8 protein-coding genes are annotated in these 19,242 nt (G+C 38.1%); all 8 read left to right on the top strand.

Annotated features, from left to right (window positions below):
- A partial coding sequence (locus tag IEY40_RS16210; protein ID WP_229777138.1) for a hypothetical protein occupies nt 1–683 on the top strand: 683 nt, incomplete at its 5' end.
- Between the two features lie 191 nt (nt 684–874).
- A complete protein-coding gene (locus tag IEY40_RS16205) occupies nt 875–5,560 on the top strand; it encodes a thrombospondin type 3 repeat-containing protein (protein ID WP_188957989.1) in 4,686 nt (1,561 codons plus the stop codon).
- Nucleotides 5,561–5,802: 242 nt separating this feature from the next.
- On the top strand, nt 5,803–9,504 hold the full coding sequence (locus tag IEY40_RS16200; RefSeq protein WP_188957987.1) for a reprolysin-like metallopeptidase: 3,702 nt from the start codon (nt 5,803–5,805) through the stop codon (nt 9,502–9,504).
- 173 nt (nt 9,505–9,677) lie between these two features.
- The gene (locus IEY40_RS16195) at nt 9,678–12,686 is read left to right on the top strand and encodes a hypothetical protein (RefSeq protein ID WP_188957985.1); all 3,009 of its coding nucleotides are present in this window, start codon (nt 9,678–9,680) and stop codon (nt 12,684–12,686) included.
- A 135-nt stretch (nt 12,687–12,821) separates the two neighbouring features.
- Nucleotides 12,822–14,771: a hypothetical protein gene (locus tag IEY40_RS16190; RefSeq protein WP_188957983.1), complete on the top strand. Its 1,950-nt coding sequence runs from the start codon at nt 12,822–12,824 to the stop codon at nt 14,769–14,771.
- A gap of 28 nt (nt 14,772–14,799) precedes the next feature.
- The gene (locus IEY40_RS16185) at nt 14,800–16,047 is read left to right on the top strand and encodes a hypothetical protein (RefSeq protein WP_188957981.1); all 1,248 of its coding nucleotides are present in this window, start codon (nt 14,800–14,802) and stop codon (nt 16,045–16,047) included.
- Between the two features lie 212 nt (nt 16,048–16,259).
- Entirely contained in the window at nt 16,260–18,020 is a 1,761-nt protein-coding gene (locus IEY40_RS16180) for a glycosyltransferase family 2 protein (RefSeq protein ID WP_188957979.1), read from the top strand.
- Nucleotides 18,013–19,242, top strand: coding sequence for a glycosyltransferase family 4 protein (locus tag IEY40_RS16175; protein ID WP_188957977.1), 1,230 nt, complete (start codon nt 18,013–18,015; stop codon nt 19,240–19,242). Before IEY40_RS16180 ends, IEY40_RS16175 begins: the two co-directional genes overlap by 8 nt.

The raw sequence follows: 19,242 nt of genomic DNA, 5'->3' as shown, positions 1-19,242 counted from the left end.
TCTTTATTTATGATGGCGCCAACGCAGACAGTAAAGTGGATGTGTATAACTGGAACAAGCTTTGGGACAATGTTCAATTAATTGAAATGGATGACCTAGACGGTGACAGCACTATTGACTGGGGCCAATTTGGACAACGTATAGACGATGGACGTTATCAGTGGGTGGTAAAAAAGGGCAGTGATAAACGTGGCGTTATCCGCACTTTTACTTGGCCTAATGACTTGGTGGATGTGGCCCCCATATTGGTTGCTGACCGCACCGGTGATGGTATCCGAGAGGTTGCAATATCAGGAATAAACCCTGACGATGGTAAAGTATTTATCCGTATCAACGATGGGCGTTTGCCTAATGAACGAATCGCGAACATTAGCTGGCCAGCAAGTTGGGAAGATTATCAAGTAATGGAGCTTGGTGATTTAAATAACGACGGCTTTAGTGAGTTTGGTTTATTAGGCTTTACAAAAGCCAATCGCTCGCTTCAGCTCGTGATAAGGGATGGTGCTAGTTTGGCTGAATATGGCAGGGTATCAATTGCTGGGTGGTGGGAAAATGTTTCAGTATCGTATGATCCAGCTAAAAACAGGATCGTCATGTTGGGGATCGATCAAAAAACGGCTAATAACACAGTAATTGAGATTGAACCTGAAAGCTTACAAATTACACAACAATATCAATTTTAGTTTAACAACTTCATAGTTATTACCGCTTTACGCCTAATAGGGTAAGGCGGTTCTTTATATATTAGTTAGTGTCTTTTTTGTGAATTTTATGTTTGTTAAATGTTATTTGTTGTTATTTCTCTGGGCTGTATTAAACTTGTGAGCGTTAAATATAAGGTGGTTCTCCAACTATAGATTTAAAAGGACTTTCTATGAAATTAGCTCGACTCACTATTGGAGCAATGCTTGTTGCTTCAGTATTTCCAGCTGTATCAGCTGTGCCGGTGCAAGCTCCTGCTTTTGATATGCAAAGCTTACACATCCCTCAAGACAATCCTCAAAAAAGACAACGTTTTTTTACATCCGCTAACCAGCTAAAGCAAGACGCTACAGCTGTTTATAGTGACAGCACGCTAAAGACGAACCCAAATGAGGTGGATTCAACATTAGATTTTACTGCAGGTGAATTATCAGACAAGCAATTTATGCTGTTAGAGGCAACACAACCTGGTTTGTTACCTCGAGTTGGTGGTGCATTTAGTTTTTTAGCTGGAAATATTGGGGTGGCAGGATTTGATGGCTATCGCAGTTATGATGAAGACACGTTCTCATGGTCTGTTACTAATGGTGCGCTTCAACTGACAAGTGATCCAAAAACAACAACAGAATATATTTATATTTATGATGAATACTTCGCAGAGCTTTATGGGCAAGAGCTTGCTGAGCATTTAATAGCAAAGTTTGAAGCTGGTGAACTACCTAGTTCTCAGATTGAGTTACAAGTTGCAACGAGCTTTGATGTTACCTTGACCAAGTTAATGGTCGATGGTGATAAAACAACAGTTAATATTACAGGTAAGGATTACTATTCATTAATCGTTCCAGAAGAGTGGGGCTGGAATGTTGATGTTATCAACGTAGAAGAATCAATAGACTTTGAGAATACTTGGTATGCGTCATCAACTAGCTTGCTAGCTGATGAATCTATGCAAACGGTTGCGGGTACTTGGCTAGTCGATTTGTACGTAGATAATAGTGATGGTAGAGATTATGATTCGATTCTTTCTGAGCGTTTGACCTTAAATGCAGATGGAAGTGTTTCGAGCCCGCATTTTGATAAGAGTTATACATGGTCACTTAATAGTGGCGTTATAACTTTAGCATCAGGTGAGACTGAATTTAAGATCACTCCCGCTGTACAGCAAGATAAAGCAATGCTGGCAACTGTAAAACAATATAATAATAGTCAGTTTGTTAGAGTGTTCAATAGCCAAATGGCGAAGTTTGATACTAGTCATACGCAATTTACGGATAATTTAGTTACTACGTTTCCAATGGTTTGGATGCCAACCATTAATAATGTTGAGCCAGAAAGTTGGGATGGTGATAAGCCATTGTTTGAATCTATTTGGGCTTATAAATTTTTGGATGATGGCACTTTTTGGCGTGGCATTTATGCAAGTTTTAACGATAATGGCGACCCAACATTCAATATTGATGAAAAATGGAATTACTCAATAGAAGGAAACGATGTTGTAACATCAACGACCTATGATTACGGTGGCGGTTATAGATTTTATCGAGAACGTCACTGGGAAGTGATTTCTATCAATGATGATGGTTTAGCCTTAGTTTATGAATATTCCATTGCCGGTTTTGATGATAATCAGGATGGAGTGTTTTCTTCAGAAGAATTAAGTCCTTATATTCTTCCTCGAATGAGTTCTATGATTCAGCTTGATTTAAGCTTGTACACCCAAGCTTGGGAGTCATTACCTGACTCAGACAGAGACGGACTCAATGATTACGAAGAAGCTGATTATGGCACCTCTGCAGACAATGCCGATACCGATAATGATGGTATTAACGATGGTGATGAAGTTCTTTTAGGTTTAAACCCTTTGCTACAAGATTCTGATGGTGATGGTTTTACCGATGGTTTTGAGCGTGATCAAGGAACCGATCCTTTATCTGGTTCTTCAAAACCAGGCTCAACAACTTTGTCTTTTACTGCTGCTGAGTTAAACAACCTAGATGTAGCCTTATTAGATCCAGTTAAAGAAGGCTGGATTCAAAACTCTGGTACCGCGGTACATTTTAATGCCAATGGTTCAGGTATGTTTGGTGATGAGCAGGCTGAAGTTTATTCTAACGTTAACTTTACATGGTCGGTAATCGATAACAAGCTGCAACTCATTAGCAGTAATGATGTTAGTCAAAACAGCCAATATTTCAGTTATCCTTTTACTGATCTTGCGATACGTTATGGTCAAGATTTAGCTGACTGGCTTGTTAGCAAAGCTGATGTCGGTGAAATCGAAATGCAGCTTTTTTTATATGAAGACACGGTAGTGCTTGAACGTAATTTAATTAAAAATGCTGTTGAAGATAGTCAATTAGAAGTCATTGTGTCGACAAGAGGCCTAAAAACATTGGTTCTTCCTGAAAGTTGGGGGTGGACTGGTGGCGATCTATCTTATGAAAATATTGATGAGCAAATAGTATATTGGGTTACTAATATTGCAGGTTCTACATTGACAGACTCTGCCAGTGATTTGGCTGGTCAGTGGAGCATTTCATTGCAATATAGTGTTAATTACTCTCCTACAAGAGGTGACTTGGGCGAAGTCAATAGTGTGTTTTCTGACTTGATTACACTCAATACTAATGGAAGCGCGCAAACCAAAGTTAGCAATAAAAACTACCAATGGGAACTTGTCGATAATGCATTAGAAATATCAATAGATACCCAACGAGTAGTTGTTCAGCCATTTAAACAGCAGGGTAAAAAACATTTAGCTTATTATTCTGTATATGATGGCGATGCCCTCAGTAATGTATATCTTTCTACATTGGCTAAATTTGATGACTCATACACCAAACTCACTACTAATCTCACAAGCAAATTACCAAATATTTATTTTGCAGGTATTAATGCTCACATACCTGATCAGTGGGATGGTGAGCAGTTAAAATTTGTCAATGTTTTTGGTTATCAATTCCTTGATAATGGCACGCTAAGACGCGGCATTAGCGGTGAATATGACTACAACTCAGATACTGAATTTTTATATATGGGGAACGAATGGACCTACTCTGTTGATGGTAATCAAATTGCCATGTCTTATATTACAGATGTGGTTAATAGAGTCAGAACCTGGGAAGTCTTGTCTGTTGATGATACTGGCAGAGCCGTTGTGCTTGAAAGTTCTGTTTATGGTTACGACTATAATTATGATGGTGTGATTAGTTCAGATGAAAGCGGATATTTTATCGCGCCAAGAATAAATACCCTTGATTTAATTAACCTAAGTGACTGGTCACAGCCTTGGAATGATCTGCCTGACAGTGACATGGATGGTTTAAATGACTATCAAGAGTCTGATTATGGTACAGATATGTACAACAGTGATTCAGATTTTGATGGCATTTTAGATGGCGATGAAGTCCGTGTTGGTTTAAATCCCTTAGATGCAAATGATGCTCTTGCCGATTATGACAACGACGGTTTAACCAATGCTCAAGAAGTTATGTACGGTACAAACATTAACAATTCGGACTCCGATGGTGATGGCTTGTCTGATGGTGATGAAGTTAGATATGGTTTAAATCCATTAGATGCTAGCGATGGCGGTAGTGGTCCAAGTAACTTAATGGCATTGTCTGATGTGAATGGTGATGGTGTACCAGATTGGTTGAAGTTTAAATTAACAGGAACAGAAGCTCAATTTAGTGTAGTTAGTGGTAGTACGCTCACCGCGGTAACGAGTTATTCTGCTTCATATGAATTAGAATCAATTAAAGTACAGTTATTGGATGACCGAGATGCAGATGGTATTGCTGAGGTTGGTTTATTTGGCTATAGCGAGTCAGTTGGACGTTATCAGTTATACGTATTTAACGGCGTAAATGGCCAATCGATGGGCACCTGGAACTGGCCTGCAACCTTAGGTGAAGTGGAGTTTGTTGCGCTAAAAGACTTAACCCTTGATGGTATTCAAGAATATTCAATCACTGGAGTTCATTTGGGGAACGGTACCAAACAGTTAGTGGTTAAAGATGGCGCAACTAAAGCCACTTACGATACTTTTAAATGGCCTAATTTATGGCTAAATACTCAAATAGTCGTCCTGTCTGATGTGACCGCAGATAACGTGCCTGAAATTGGTTTATATGGCCGTCATGACCGCTTAGATAAAGGCCAGTTGTTTGTATACAATGGTGCTAATTCAAGTGCAAAAATTGATGTGTATAATTGGAACCGTTTATGGGACAACATTAGCTTATTTGAGATGGATGATGTTGATGGTGAAGGTACCGTAGACTGGGGCCAATTTGGGCAACGTAAAGACGATGGTCGTTATCAATGGGTTGTTAAAAAAGGTCATGATAAGCGTGGTGTTATCCGTACCTTTACCTGGCCAAGTGATTTAACAGATGTGAGCCCGTTAATGGTCGCAGACAGAACCAATGACAGTATTCGTGAAGTGGCAATTGTTGGTAAAGACACTGACGGTAAAGTGTTTTTACGCATCAATGATGGTCGTTTAGCTAATACTCGTATTGCTAACATTAGCTGGCCTGCGGTTTGGGATAATACTCAAGTGATTGAGCTGGGTGATCTTAACAGTGATGGCGTTAATGAGTTTGCCCTATTGGGTGTGAATGTTAATTCAGGTAGGCATCAAATTGTGATTAAAAACGGCCAGGATACAAGTGAATACGGCCGTATTACATTAGATGGTACATGGGTTGATATGCAGCTAAGCTCATATGATATTGATAATGACGGTAAAGATGATGTGATTTTCAGTGGTGTTGAAGAGAGCGCATTATCTAGATTCATTAACACATATAGCGGTGCAGATTTGTCGTTAATGTCGAGTACTATTCAATAGTTTCGGAGTCGACACTTTAGTTAAGTCGATAAAATAAAAATCCCAACAGCAAGGCTGTTGGGATTTTTTTATTTACGATAATGAAGTTATATTCAATATTCGTAACAAAAACGCTTTGTATATCGCTATTTTCATAAATATGATTTTATAGTTTTAGATTTGGATGTAGAATTAACAAGTTAATAACTATTTACATAAATCATAAAATATAACGTGGATTGTTCATTCTAAAAGGATTTTGTATGAAAAAGCTTTGCTACTTATTGTTGTTTTTTAGTTCGGTTTGTCAGCTGGCACATGCAGCCTATGACGATGTGTTATTTACTTATGAACAAGTACAAACGGAACTCGTCGAATTAGATGATGCCTCAAGAGATAATCATTTATCAAGCCTGCAAAAACTCCATCTAAGTGGTAATTCAATAAGGCTCAATAAAGCATTATTAGATACCTTATCGATAGGCAAAAAAGTTAACATTCCCATCGACTCTGATGCCTTTGAAGCACAGATAATGAAAATTGAAACTCACCCTAATGGCAGTAAAACCTTGTATGCCACAATCGATGATAATGGGGAAGCATTACCTGTAATCATTACAGCGAGTGAAAAAAGCTTTTTTATCAGAGCCGTTACTCCCGCAGGCACCTATATAGCCTCTGGAAATAAGGTTTCTGGGCGTTTGTTAAAAGAAGCTGTACTTGATGATGTGGTAGACAAAGATAAAAAGGATTTTTTGCATCCAGAAGACAGTGAAGAATTTAATCGTCAACAAGAAATTAAGAAACAAATAGAAGCTCAAATTCAACTAAAAAAAACTTCAAAAAATAGTCAGATTAAGCCTGTATCAAGCGCAACTAATTTACAATACGTTGGCGACGTAGAACTTAATCCAACCTCTACATTGGCAGTCGCTCAATCTGATGACCAAACTATGGCTGAAGTGGATGTATTAATCTTGTACACACCGGGTGTTAATGCGCTTTATTCAGATGACCCGCTAACGCGTATATATCATCTAATTTCAGTCACAAATCAAATTTATGTCGACAGTGGTGTATTTATTCATGTTAACGCGGTTGCGATTGAAGAGGTTGATTATTCAGATAGTGTTTATTCTAATACGGCACTAAATGACATTAGCTTTCAAAACAATACAGTCTTTGAGTATATTCCTTCTCGTCGGTATGAACTTGGTGCCGACATGGTTATATTACTTCGTCCGTATGTAGATGGTGACGATTCATGTGGTATTGCTTGGGCAAATGGTTCTAATGGGAGCGTAAGTGACTCTCGTGACTTAATGTATAGCCACACAAGTATCGATTGTGGTGATTATGTGATGGCCCACGAGCTTGGACACAATATGGGACTGATGCATTCAAGACGTCAGAATAGTTATGGTGCGACTTTTTCTTTTGCTCTTGGCTATGGTATCAATTATGACTTTACGACTGTCATGGCTTATGAAGGTGTCTTTGCTGCAAGTAAAATTTATAAATTCTCTAGTCCTTCGCTCAACTGTAATGGTAAGCCTTGCGGTATTGATAGAAATGATCCTGTGAATGGTGCTGATGCTGTTTTTGCTCTTAATGCTGTAAGGTTTGAGCTTGAAGACTTTTTTCAGCCAGAGCCTGATTTAACGCTTTTAGATACAGCGATTGAGTCAATTGTTGATAGTCGATTACAAAAATGTATAACTCAAAACTTGACTTATAGTGGGTCACCCAAATACTCAGGAATGCTTGAGAATATTTATTGTGGTTATTGGGGAGTAAATAACCTATCTGGCTTAGGCGTTTTTTCAAATTTATTTTTCTTAGACTTGTCTGGTAATCATTTTTCTAGCGTACTTGAGCTTAGTGGTATGCAAGCATTAAGGGTATTAGATTTAAGTAACGTAGGTCTTACTGATTTATCGGGCATTGAATCATTAACTAAGCTGATAAATGTTAACTTAAGTAATAATCAGCTCAGTGATATATCACCTTTGGCAGCAAAGCCATTTTTAGAGTTACTGAGAATAAACAATAATCGTATTTCAGATATTGATGTTTTAAGTCATTTGAACTCCCTTACTTTTTTAGATGCTAGTACAAATCTAATTAGTGATTTATCAGCGATTTCTCAGAATACCTCTTTGACAGATCTTTATATAAATAATAATAAAATCAAGTCGGTACCGGTTAACATTAACACGCTAGAGTTAGGTGTTTTTTCGGCAACAAATAATCAGATAAATGATATTAGTGGTCTTGCTAATTTAAACTCATTGGGAGTAATTTCTCTCGATTACAATAACCTTCTCGATATTACTCCTATTTTTACTATTCAAGACTCTGTTAATGGGCTTAGTCTAATTGGTAACGAATTAATTCCTTGTTGGCAGGTTAATTATGCAGCACAGCGCTTTGGTGTTGCTTGGTTACCGACTTATTGCGATGAAAACCAAGAAAATGAAGATTATGATGGTGACGGATTAGCCAATGCGTTAGAGGTTGAATATGGATTAGATCCTTCAAACCCTTTAGATGCTGACTTTGATAATGACAATGATGGGTTAAGTAATGCAGTAGAGATAGCCTTAGGTACTGAGGTTAATAACCCTGACTCAGATGGTGATGGCGTTGTTGATGGTATTGAGGTCGCTAATGGCAGCGATCCTTTAAACAAATATATTCAAGTGGGTTCACTTAGTACTTCAATATTATTCAGTGATGTTAACCAAGACGGCGTAGCTGACTGGATAAAGTATACCACTCACTCAAATCGTGTTGAGGTGAGCTTATTTAGTGGTAACACCTATAACGCGCTTGCCAATTATGTGATTGAAAATTCGTTTGCTACACCATCAACCATATTATTGGATGATCGTGATGCCGATGGTATCAATGAGGTTGGGGTGTTTGGTTTTGATGTGAATGTAAATCGATACCAACTACAAGTGCATTCTGGGTTAACGGGTGTTAAGCAAGATGTGTGGAACTGGCCTGCAACTTTAGGGGAGGTTAAGTTTGAAGTGTTAGCCGATTTAACCGGTGACGGCATACAAGAATATGCGATAAGCGGCGTGCATTTAGCAAATGGCACTCGCCAGTTAGTGGTGAAAGATAGTGTGACTAAAGCGAGTTACCAAACCTTTAAATGGCCTAATTTATGGGATGCTCCGCAGTTTGTGACCATGAGCGACGTCACCTTTGATGGCACCAGTGAAGTCGCACTCTATGGTCGTCATAGTCGGTTAGATAAGGGCCAGCTCTTTATTTACGATGGCGCCAACGCAGACAGTAAAGTGGACGTTTATAACTGGAACACATTATGGGACGACATTCAATTAATTGAAATGGATGATCTTGATGGTGACGGCAGCAACGACTGGGGTCAGTTTGGGCAACGTAAAGACGATGGTCGTTACCAATGGGTGGTTAAAAAGGGTAATGATAAGCGTGGTGTTATCCGAACCTTTACCTGGCCGAATGACTTAGTGGACGTTAAGCCGCTGTTGGTTGCAGATAGAACCGGTGATGGTATACGAGAAGTCGCGGTATTGGGGACTAATCCAGATGATGGCAAAGTATTTGTGCGGATAAATGATGGTCGCTTAGCCAATGAACGTATCGCCAATATCAGCTGGCCAGCGAGCTGGGAAGATTATCAAGTTACTGAACTTGGCGATTTAAATAGCGATGGCTTTAGCGAGTTTGGCTTGTTGGGTTATACCAAGGCAAACCGAACTGTGCAGTTGATAGTAAGAGATGGTAAAACAACCACTGAATATGGTCGTTACGCATTATCAGGAAGCTGGGAAGGGCTGTCACTTGAGCATTATGATATTGATAAGGATGGTTCTGATGATGTAGTCATCAGTGGTATAAATCAAACAACTAAAGCGAAAGTATTTACAACACTAAGTGGTAAAGACTTATCAGTTATTGCTAGTCAATAATTAAAACTATCAAATTTTATTAAAAAAGCCTCAGTAAGTCATTTTCTGAGGCTTTTTTATGTACAACTCTTGTTGCTTATTTGTAATTCAATTGTTGCGCATAAAGTATTCAAAGAGTAAACTCATCGCAAAATTGATTAACATTATTAGTTCCTTAGGATGAGGTACCAAAATTGAACAAACAACTTCTGTCTCTTATCATCACACTATCAGTCCTTGCTTCCCCTGCAATTTCATCTGAATTTGATGTTGAATTGTCAATAACAACTCATAACAACAAAAGCTTGGCAGACGATGTAACTGTTAGTCATGGTAATTCACAAAAACAAATTTTATTAGCGCCATCTTTAAGACAATCCGCCGGATTAGCTTTTACTATTGACGATATTTCAGATGAATATGTATCCGACTTCTATGGTGTTCTGGACGAGCCGAATATTATTACTGGCGTTGCTGATACCTATTTAAAAATCGACTCTAATGGCGCTGCTTTTACGATAGGAGATTCGGGGAAAATAGAATATCAATGGTCTATCTCTAATAGTGTCATGACACTATTGCCTAAGGAAAATCCTGCCACTATTCGATATGTTCGACTTGAAGAATTGCTTGCTTTAAATTTAGTAGACCAAGCTTCAATAGATTTTTTTAAGCAAAACTCTAATGAACAATGGATTACCGTTGAGATTAGGCCAAGTTATCAGCAATGGCAATTAATAGAAAATCAAGATAAATCAGATACTTTTTATATTGAAGAGTATCAAGAGTATTTTTTATCTGATAATACCGAGCGTTCATTATTGTGGGGAAGTATAGATGCTAGCTCAAAAATAGCCCTTTCTAATGAGCATCTATCAACATTCATTGATGTTAATTATCTTACACAACAAAGTACTGGTTTCAGTTCAGCTATGTTATCGGATCAATCTTTTACTTTAGGGTTAAGTTCTTCAGTTTTAACGAGTTTTGAAGATGTTGTCACTTTTGCCGCAGATGGACAGTTTTCGACATATTATTCATCCATTTCTGGGCAATGGTCTGTTACGCCCGATAAAACTTTAACTCTTGCTTATAAGCAACCAAACAGCGATGGTGCGGATGAAGACTACTCCGTTTCTTTCTTGTTACTAGAGCAGCAAAGAGACAGCTTTAGTTATCTTGCGCTTGGGGAGGGGTCTAAAAGTGGTTATTTTTCAAATGTTTCTCTTGGTATCAATTGGGATCAAAACGCTAATTTTAATGAGTTGCAAAATACTGTACTGGTTAGCTCTTTCATCACTACGAAAAACACTGACTTAACTGACACTGGAGGATTGGGCTCAGATGAATTATTTGGCTTTAGATTATTGGATGATGGATTGGCAAATCGGGTTTTAGGCAGTTACGCAAGTTTGCTTAATAGGGGGTTTAACGATACTTATTGGGAACAAGATGAATTTGGAAAAGTAACTCTAAGTTCTCGTACAGATTTGTATGAAGGGTATGATTTTTATCGATGCGACCCCATTGCCAATGAGATGACATGCTTAATATTTCAAAAGCGTCATTGGCTACCCCTAAAAAGAATAGGAAAACGAATTTACGTTTTAGAGTGGATTGATCGCTTGGATGAATTTTGGTACGGGCCTTTACCTGAAGATCGTCATTTTAGTTTATTCCGAAAACCAAGAATTAACTTCTATGAAGTGATTGAGCATGATTGGGATGATGATTCCATACCAGATGAAATTGAAATTAATCTAGGACTCGATCCAAATAATTCTGAAGATGGTGAAGCTGATTTTGATAATGATGGCCTAACAAACGCCGAAGAAATTAGTCTTGGAACTGATATTTATAACTCTGATTCTGATGGTGATGGCGTCGATGATAAACAAGAAGTTACAGCAGGAACCGACCCGTTAGATCCTGCAAGTAAGCCTGAGTCATCTCTTGTTGTTCAACTGTTTAGTGATGTTAATGGCGATAATGTAATTGATTGGTTACAAACAACTCAGCTTAGTTCGAGTGTTGAGATCAAATTATTAAGTGGCAATAGCCAATTGATGATTCAACAATATTCTATTAATCATTCATTTGATTTTGCGAAGATTGTTTTATTGGATGATCGTGATAATGATACCGTAATTGATGTTGGAGTGTTTGGTTTCGATTCATCGACAAATAGATATCAGCTTATTGTACATAATGGTAAAAGTGGTGAGCGAATAGATGTTTGGAACTGGCCAGCAACCTTAGGGGAGGTTAAGTTTGAAGTATTAGCCGACTTAACTGGTGATGGTATACAAGAATATGCGATAAGCGGTGTGCATTTAGCAAATGGCACGCGCCAGTTAGTGGTAAAAGACGGTGCGACTAAAGCGGCTTATCAAACCTTTAAATGGCCAAATTTATGGGATAAACCGCAGTTTGTTACTATGTCTGATGTGACACTGGATGGGATTCAAGAGGTTGCATTATATGGTCGTCATAGCCGTTTAGATAAAGGCCAGTTGTTTGTTTATGATGGTGCCGATGCTAATGCCAAGGTCGATGTATATAACTGGAATAAATTGTGGGATGACATTCAGTTATTTGAGATGGATGACCTAGATGGCGACGGCACTCTTGATTGGGGGCAGTTTGGTCAGCGCAAAGATGATGATCGTTATCAATGGATCGTCAAAAAAGGCCATGATAAACGTGGTGTTATCCGAACTTTCAGTTGGCCAAATGACTTAGTGGATGTGAAACCAATGTTGGTGGCAGACCGCACAGGCGATGGTATCCGTGAGGTTGCGGTGTTAGGTACACATCCTGATAGTGGCAAAGTGTTTGTACGTATTAACGATGGTCGATTAGCCAATGAACGCATCGCCAATATCAGTTGGCCAGCGAGCTGGGAAGATATTCAAGTCACTGAACTAGGTGATTTTAATAAGGATGGCTTTAGCGAGTTTGGTTTGTTGGGATTTACCAAAAGTAATCGAATAATTCAGTTGATTGTAAGAGACGGTCAAACAGCGGCAGAATATGGTCGTTACACCTTATCTGGCAAATGGGAAGATTTATCGTTATCACATTATGATGCAAATGCCGATGGTATTGAGGATGTCGCAATCAGTGGTCTAAATCAAACAACAAAAGTAGCTGGAGTGACAGTATTAAGCGGAATAGACCTATCGTTGATCTATAGTCAGTAAGTTACTTGTTATTAATAAGAAAAACCTCAGTTTACTGAGGTTTTTTCATTATAAGTATCATGTTAGAGTCGTGTTTAAGGTAAAATATAGCATTCGTGTGATAGTTCTATGATTACTATTTAAGGAAGAATGCCTGTGACAAATATGTTAAAGATTTTATTTGCTATGGCAATCAGTATGTTGCTGTCATCTTCTATCGGTATAGCTTCTGAGCTGTCGTCGCTGAGCATTTTAAACGATAAATACCCCAAAGCGATTTACTTTCGTAATGCAGAAAATAGTGCCGCAAATCCCAATATAAGCTACCAGAAATGGGCTAAACGTTGGTCTAAGCTTGATGGCATGGTTGTCAAAGCATTAGATGAGGAAATCCCAGGGCGCTCAATAGAAGCTCAGGGGAAGTTTATTCAATATAAAAAAGATAACCCTTCCAAATTAATGTTGCTCCATTTTAATGGTAATGCAAGAGATCCTAACTTTGATTTTGACGCATTTAAGGCCGAAGACTGGACGTATTTTGTAGGAACGCATTCAACCAGCCCCATAACCGCATCTGATACAAGGTTTTCTGTGGTTGACAGTAATGTATTTAGAGGTGCTGATGATCTTGCACTTGTCCCTTTAAAAGATAGTGGTGACTTGGACTGGCAAAATGCTGAACAAGTTAAGATTATTAGTGTTGGTAAAGGTAATACCATTCATGTAAAACGTGGATTGTTTGGTTCTAAGCCTATTAGCCATAAAAAGGGAAAGGCTTATCTGGCTCCCCATGTTTCTCAACCTCCGTTAGCTCCAGAAAGTCAGCAGGCGCTTTGGCGCTACAATTTCACCAATATTGATAATGATGGTGGAATGCCAATTCGGTTAACAAAAAATTTATTGCAATATTTGGGTAAAGGTCAGCCATTGAGTGTATTTGATGGCGTCGAATTTGATGTGTTAGCAGATATTCGAGGACTTAAACATCATTCACGTAAAACCCCTATAGATTATAACTTTGATGGTAAAGCATCTGATGAAGATCGTGTTTTCCAGCAACAGTACAGTGTTGGGGTCATGCGTTTTTTGACAAGTTTACGCCAAGAGCTTGGTGATAATAAGTTGATTCTTGCCGATGGCAACGAACTTAATCAGCAACGAGCTTTTGGTATTTTAAATGGTATTGAAAGTGAAACATGGCCAAGCCATTGGGATCCTGAAATAGATACTTGGTCAAGTGGCATGAATCGCCACCTTTACTGGAATGAACATAGCCACTTACCAAGCTTTAGCTATATTAAAATTGGCTTAACCCCCCAAAATAAAAAGCTTAAAAATAAACCTCAAGATAACCATAGGCGGTTAAGGGTTGCAGCCTCATTAATGATGGATGCGGTCGCAGCTCCAGCTTATGCTCCTGTCGGACTTAAAATAGATAATTGGCCTGAACTTTCACTTAAAAAAAGGCAGCTGGGTTGGTTGGGGAAACCTATAGGCCCATATTCGTATATGGATGACCAAAGTAAAAAAATTACCCAGCACGATGTTTCTGGCTTATTGACTGCGGCAACAGGTACTCAAAAGGTGAGTATTGAGGGGGCAGTTGTGTTTAAGGGGAGTAAGGGCAAAACCACGCGTTTTATATTACCAATCGAGTTAGACAAACCTAGTAATGTAATAGTTTCTGCAGAGATTGTACTCAATCGTGCTAATACTAAGCACCCTGACAGAGCAAATTTGTTAACGGTTAAGACCTCCTCAACACATGAGCAGATGTCTTGGGTTGGTCCCGAGAACTTTATTAGTCATTATGGTTTTAATTCAGTCTCGGCTGGCAAGCAACAAGTTATTTTTGAATTAGAAGATGACACAGCTATTAAGGTAAGGTCGTTATCGGTATTTATTGGTGATTATGTGGCCATTAGGCAATTTGAACATGGTGCGGTTATTGCTAATCCAACTAATAATGATAATGTTCTAAACATAGAAAAATTAAATAAAAATAACGGTAAATCTATAAGGTCTGGGCCCCAAAAAGGGAAAGGAATGCAATCTAGTATTGTTGAAGTTCCTGCTAAGGACGCTGTGTTTTATCGGCATGATTGATTAAGCGAAATAGAGTAACGAGGCTAAGGTGAAAAAAATATTTATACATGCTGGACCTGGTAAAACTGGAACATCAGCTATCCAGTTCGCATTACTCAATAACCGAGAGTTATTACAATCAAAGGGCATTTTTTATCCAGATCATCCCGCAGACGAAAATAATGTGAGTAGTGGTAATTTCAGCCGTGTTCTAAGTAAAAAACAGTCTAAATCTTTTGTTGTAGATACTAAAAAAGTAAAACAATTAAAACGAGAGTTCGATTCATCACTTTGTGATGTGATGCTGTTGTCGTCAGAACATTTTTTTCCTTTGCTAACAGAACTTAATCAAGCTTTTGAAAATGTTACTTTTATTTTATACCTTCGTAACCCTATTGATGTGATAGAGTCAGGATATAATCAAGCCGTAAAAAGGGCCTTTAAAACCGAAAAACTTCAAGCAAAGCGACATGTTGAGTTTAGAGTGTTGAGTTTGATTGAACAGTTGTACGAAAACAATAGTGAATTAGACATTATTCTGCGTCCATATTCATCTCAGTTATTTGTGCGTAATAACCTGATAAGCGACTTATTAAGTGTTTTTGATATCGATTTTATTGTAGATGAAGACCAATCAATTAATCCGTCGTACTGTTTTGAAGCGCTAGAGTTAAAAAGGCAGCTTAATCATCATTTTAATGATAAATCAGCTGTGAAAATAGATAAAATATTGCAGTCATACACAGAGGGTAAAAAGGACTTTTCACTACTTAGCCCAGATGTGTATGAAGCGTTGAGAATTAAAGTCACTCATCAACTCGAGCAGTTTATATCGCGTTTCTCACTCACACATTTACAGCCTTATTTACAAGAACTTCAAAATCAAACACAAAAAAGCTTTGTACAGCAAAAAGCATCCGTTGAGGATTATGAAAGTGTGCTTCGTTTCCTTGAAAAAAGAGATGGGTCTTTATACCTGCAAATTATTGATGTAATTAAGGACTCTGAAGTTGTTGATAGCAACCTTCATCTTGCAGTGAACAATAATCCAGCGCAAGCGCAGCGACAACCCCCTGTCACTGTGTCAGATGAACAAGAGGATTACTCTTTTATATCGAAAGTCGTTGAAGAGATTAAAGCTAAACCAAACATCAATGAAGTTAGATTCTGTCGTGAGCTAGGCTTAGCCCTTGAAAAAGCTGGACGTATTGATGAAGCTGTGATGTTTTTTAAAGCGGTATTATATTTTAAGCCCGACGCTGAGATGATCAAAAATAAGCTAAAAAAATACACATAATTTATGATCAATGGTGTTATTGAACGACAGTTTTCGTTTTAAAATGGACTTGGCCAATCTGTGCTATTCAAACTGGTACGATTTACACATAATATCAAGTGTTTGAGATAAATCAGTAAACCTTGAATGAGTTGTTATAGTAATTAAGTAAGCATATTTAGTATCCTAGACATGAAGAATACTTAGATAAAACTAAATAAAAGGAATGTTAAGTGTCTGAACAAGTCAATTCTGAGCCCAATGACGTTGTATTTCATGTGGACTTTGTAGCACAAATAGACAACGTTTGGAGTTTATCTGGTTGGTTAGTGAGCTCAAGTACAGCTCCCTTACTTGTTATCAGTGAAGCCGCATCAGAAATTACTCAGCAAAAATGGCAGAGCATACCTCGCCCAGATGTTATTGACGCATTAGGGTTAGGAGATGACAAATTTGCTGTGGGCTTTGTACATTGTTTTGTTAGTGATTCGAATGATTTTCAAAACTTTGTTATATCGGTAAATGGTAAGGTTATCGATATGAAATCGCTAACCCCTAAGTTACTAAATAATTCAGACATTATTTTTGCTGCATTAGATGATAAAAAAGATGTTTTTGTTGAAAGTATCAAAGGCTTTTATCAGTCTGATGATGCTGTTAGCAGGGATAAGAGTGTTAAACCTGAAAATGAAAAGCAACAGATAAACTTTTACTTTGATGATTGTTTAGTCACCGACGGTAATTTGCTTTACTTTAAAGGCTGGGCATTAACCGAGCAAGCATTAAACAATATTGTTGTAGTCGATCGACAAGGCCAGACATTCACGGTGACTGAGTGTTTTCGTTTTGTTCGACATGATTTGAATGAACAACTAAATTTAACAATGGACATAGCTGCTGGTTTTGTCAGTGTTTGCCGATTACCCGACGGTTTTAAAGCAGTAACGTTATCTATAAATATTGATGGTTTTGAGAGTCTGTCTGCGCCTGTTTCATTACACTCTGTGCCTTTGTCTAAATCTACCTTATTAAAAACTTATTTAGGTTTAGTTGATGTGCACCTCGATGATTTTTTTAGCAGCGGTCAACCTGCAATATTGAGACATGTGTCCGATATTTGGCAAGCTGAAGCTATTATGGATGGATTAAGCCCGCAAGTTTGTGAATATGGTGAGCAAACCGAGCAACCTGTTGTTTCATTAGTGATTCCAATATATGGTCGCTACGACTTTGTTCAGCACCAACTTTTGGCATTTTCGCAAGACCCTGATATGGCTAAGCATGAAATTATTTATGTGCTTGACGACCCTAAAATCGCACGTGAATTTACCATTGCATGCAGTGGTGTATTTAATACTTTTACCATGCCATTCAAAACTGTTTACGCTGGCAAAAACCTCGGTTTCGCTGGTGCAAATAATCTAGGGGCCAGCCAAGCTCAAGGTCGATTTATACTTGCATTAAACTCTGATGTTTTGCCATCTAGACATGGTTGGTTATCGCGATTAGTTAACAAATATGACAAATTGGAAGATGTAGGCATTTTAGGCACAAAACTTGTTTATGAAGACAATACACTTCAGCATATTGGCATGCACTTTCAGCAAGATGCCTATTACCCTGGTATTTGGATGAATTATCATCCGCACAAAGGCATGCCTGCTAAATTAGTGGTAAGTGAAGGCACAAAGGCTGTTGAATTAGTTACTGGTGCTTGCATGTTGATAGAACGGTCACTTTATGAATCAGTCGGTGGGTTTGATACGCGTTATATTCTGGGGGATTTTGAGGACTCCGATTTGTGTTTAAAAGTATATGATCAAAATAAAAAAATCTACTTAGATACCGAAGAGTCACTTATTCATTTAGAACGTTTATCACAGAACTTAGTAGATAGCGGTGATTGGAAATACAAACTGACATTACTCAATGGGCTATACCAAAAAAATAAATGGGGTCAGGCAATCGAGAAGGTTAAGCAACATTATGCATAAAAAAGTATTAGTTATTGCTCATGGTCATCCTGAATTTAATAAGGGGGGAGGCGAGCAAGCTGCTTACCAATTTTTTCAAGAATGTTTATCACAAGGTGATGATGCCTATTTTTTAGCTCGTACAGCTATCTCGCCTCATGGTGGTGCCGCATTTTCAACGATTAAGAATGAAAGAGAAATCTTATTTCACACCACTCATGACGATTTCTTTCTATTTTCAAATATTAAAACGCGCCATTTATGGGGAGACTTCGCGGATTTATTAACACAGTTATCACCAGAAGTGATTTATTGTCATCATTATTTTCTGTTAGGTATAGAGATGATGAAAATTATCAAGCAGGTGTTACCTAATGTAAAATTAGTACTGACCCTACATGAGTATTACGCCATTTGTCATAACTCTGGACTGATGGTTAAAACAGGTAAAGATAAAAAATTGTGTTTTGAGTCAGGCACTCGAGAGTGTAATCAATGCTTTCCTGATAAATCTCCCGGTGACTTTTTTTTGCGAAAACAATACATTCAACAATGCTTTTATTGGGTTGATTGTTTTATCGCACCGTCTGCATTTCTGCGTGACCGTTATATTGATTGGGGGGTAGACTGCGCTAAAATTCATGTAGTCGAAAATGGTCAGCCGTCTGTTAGCGTTATTCCTAATGTCAATGTGACCGATAAGCAAGTGCGTATTGCTTACATCGGTCAAATTAACCCGTTTAAAGGTATCGACGTTTTGCTCGATGCATTAGAACTTTTACCAGAAGAGGCTCAGCAGCAGCTGTATATTGATATTCATGGGGCTAATTTTAGTTCTCAAGAGAGTGATTTTCAACACAAGATATCAAAGCAACTTAAAAAGTTGAGTCATGTCGTTAGGATGCATGGCGCTTATGAACCTCATGAATTAGGGCGTATTTTAGATACGATAAACTGGGTGGTTGTACCGTCGACTTGGTGGGAAAACTCACCTATGGTTATTCAAGAAGCGTTGAGTCATGGTAAACCTGTTATTGTGAGCGATATTGGTGGTATGGCAGAAAAAATACAGCATAATGTGACGGGTCTGCATTTTAGGGCGCGTAGCGCAGTATCGCTGGCTGATACTTTTATGGCTATTTTATCTGACAAAAGTTTACAGTCTAAATTAGTGAGCAACATCACTAAGCCTCTGTCTTTACCAGAAAGTTATCAGCAAATAAATAATTCTATAAGTATATAA

It is taken from the genome of Shewanella ulleungensis (genome assembly GCF_014648315.1).
Classification (GTDB): domain Bacteria; phylum Pseudomonadota; class Gammaproteobacteria; order Enterobacterales; family Shewanellaceae; genus Shewanella; species Shewanella ulleungensis.
Note: the sequence above shows the minus strand (reverse complement) of the source record. Positions and strands in the feature narration are given on the sequence as shown.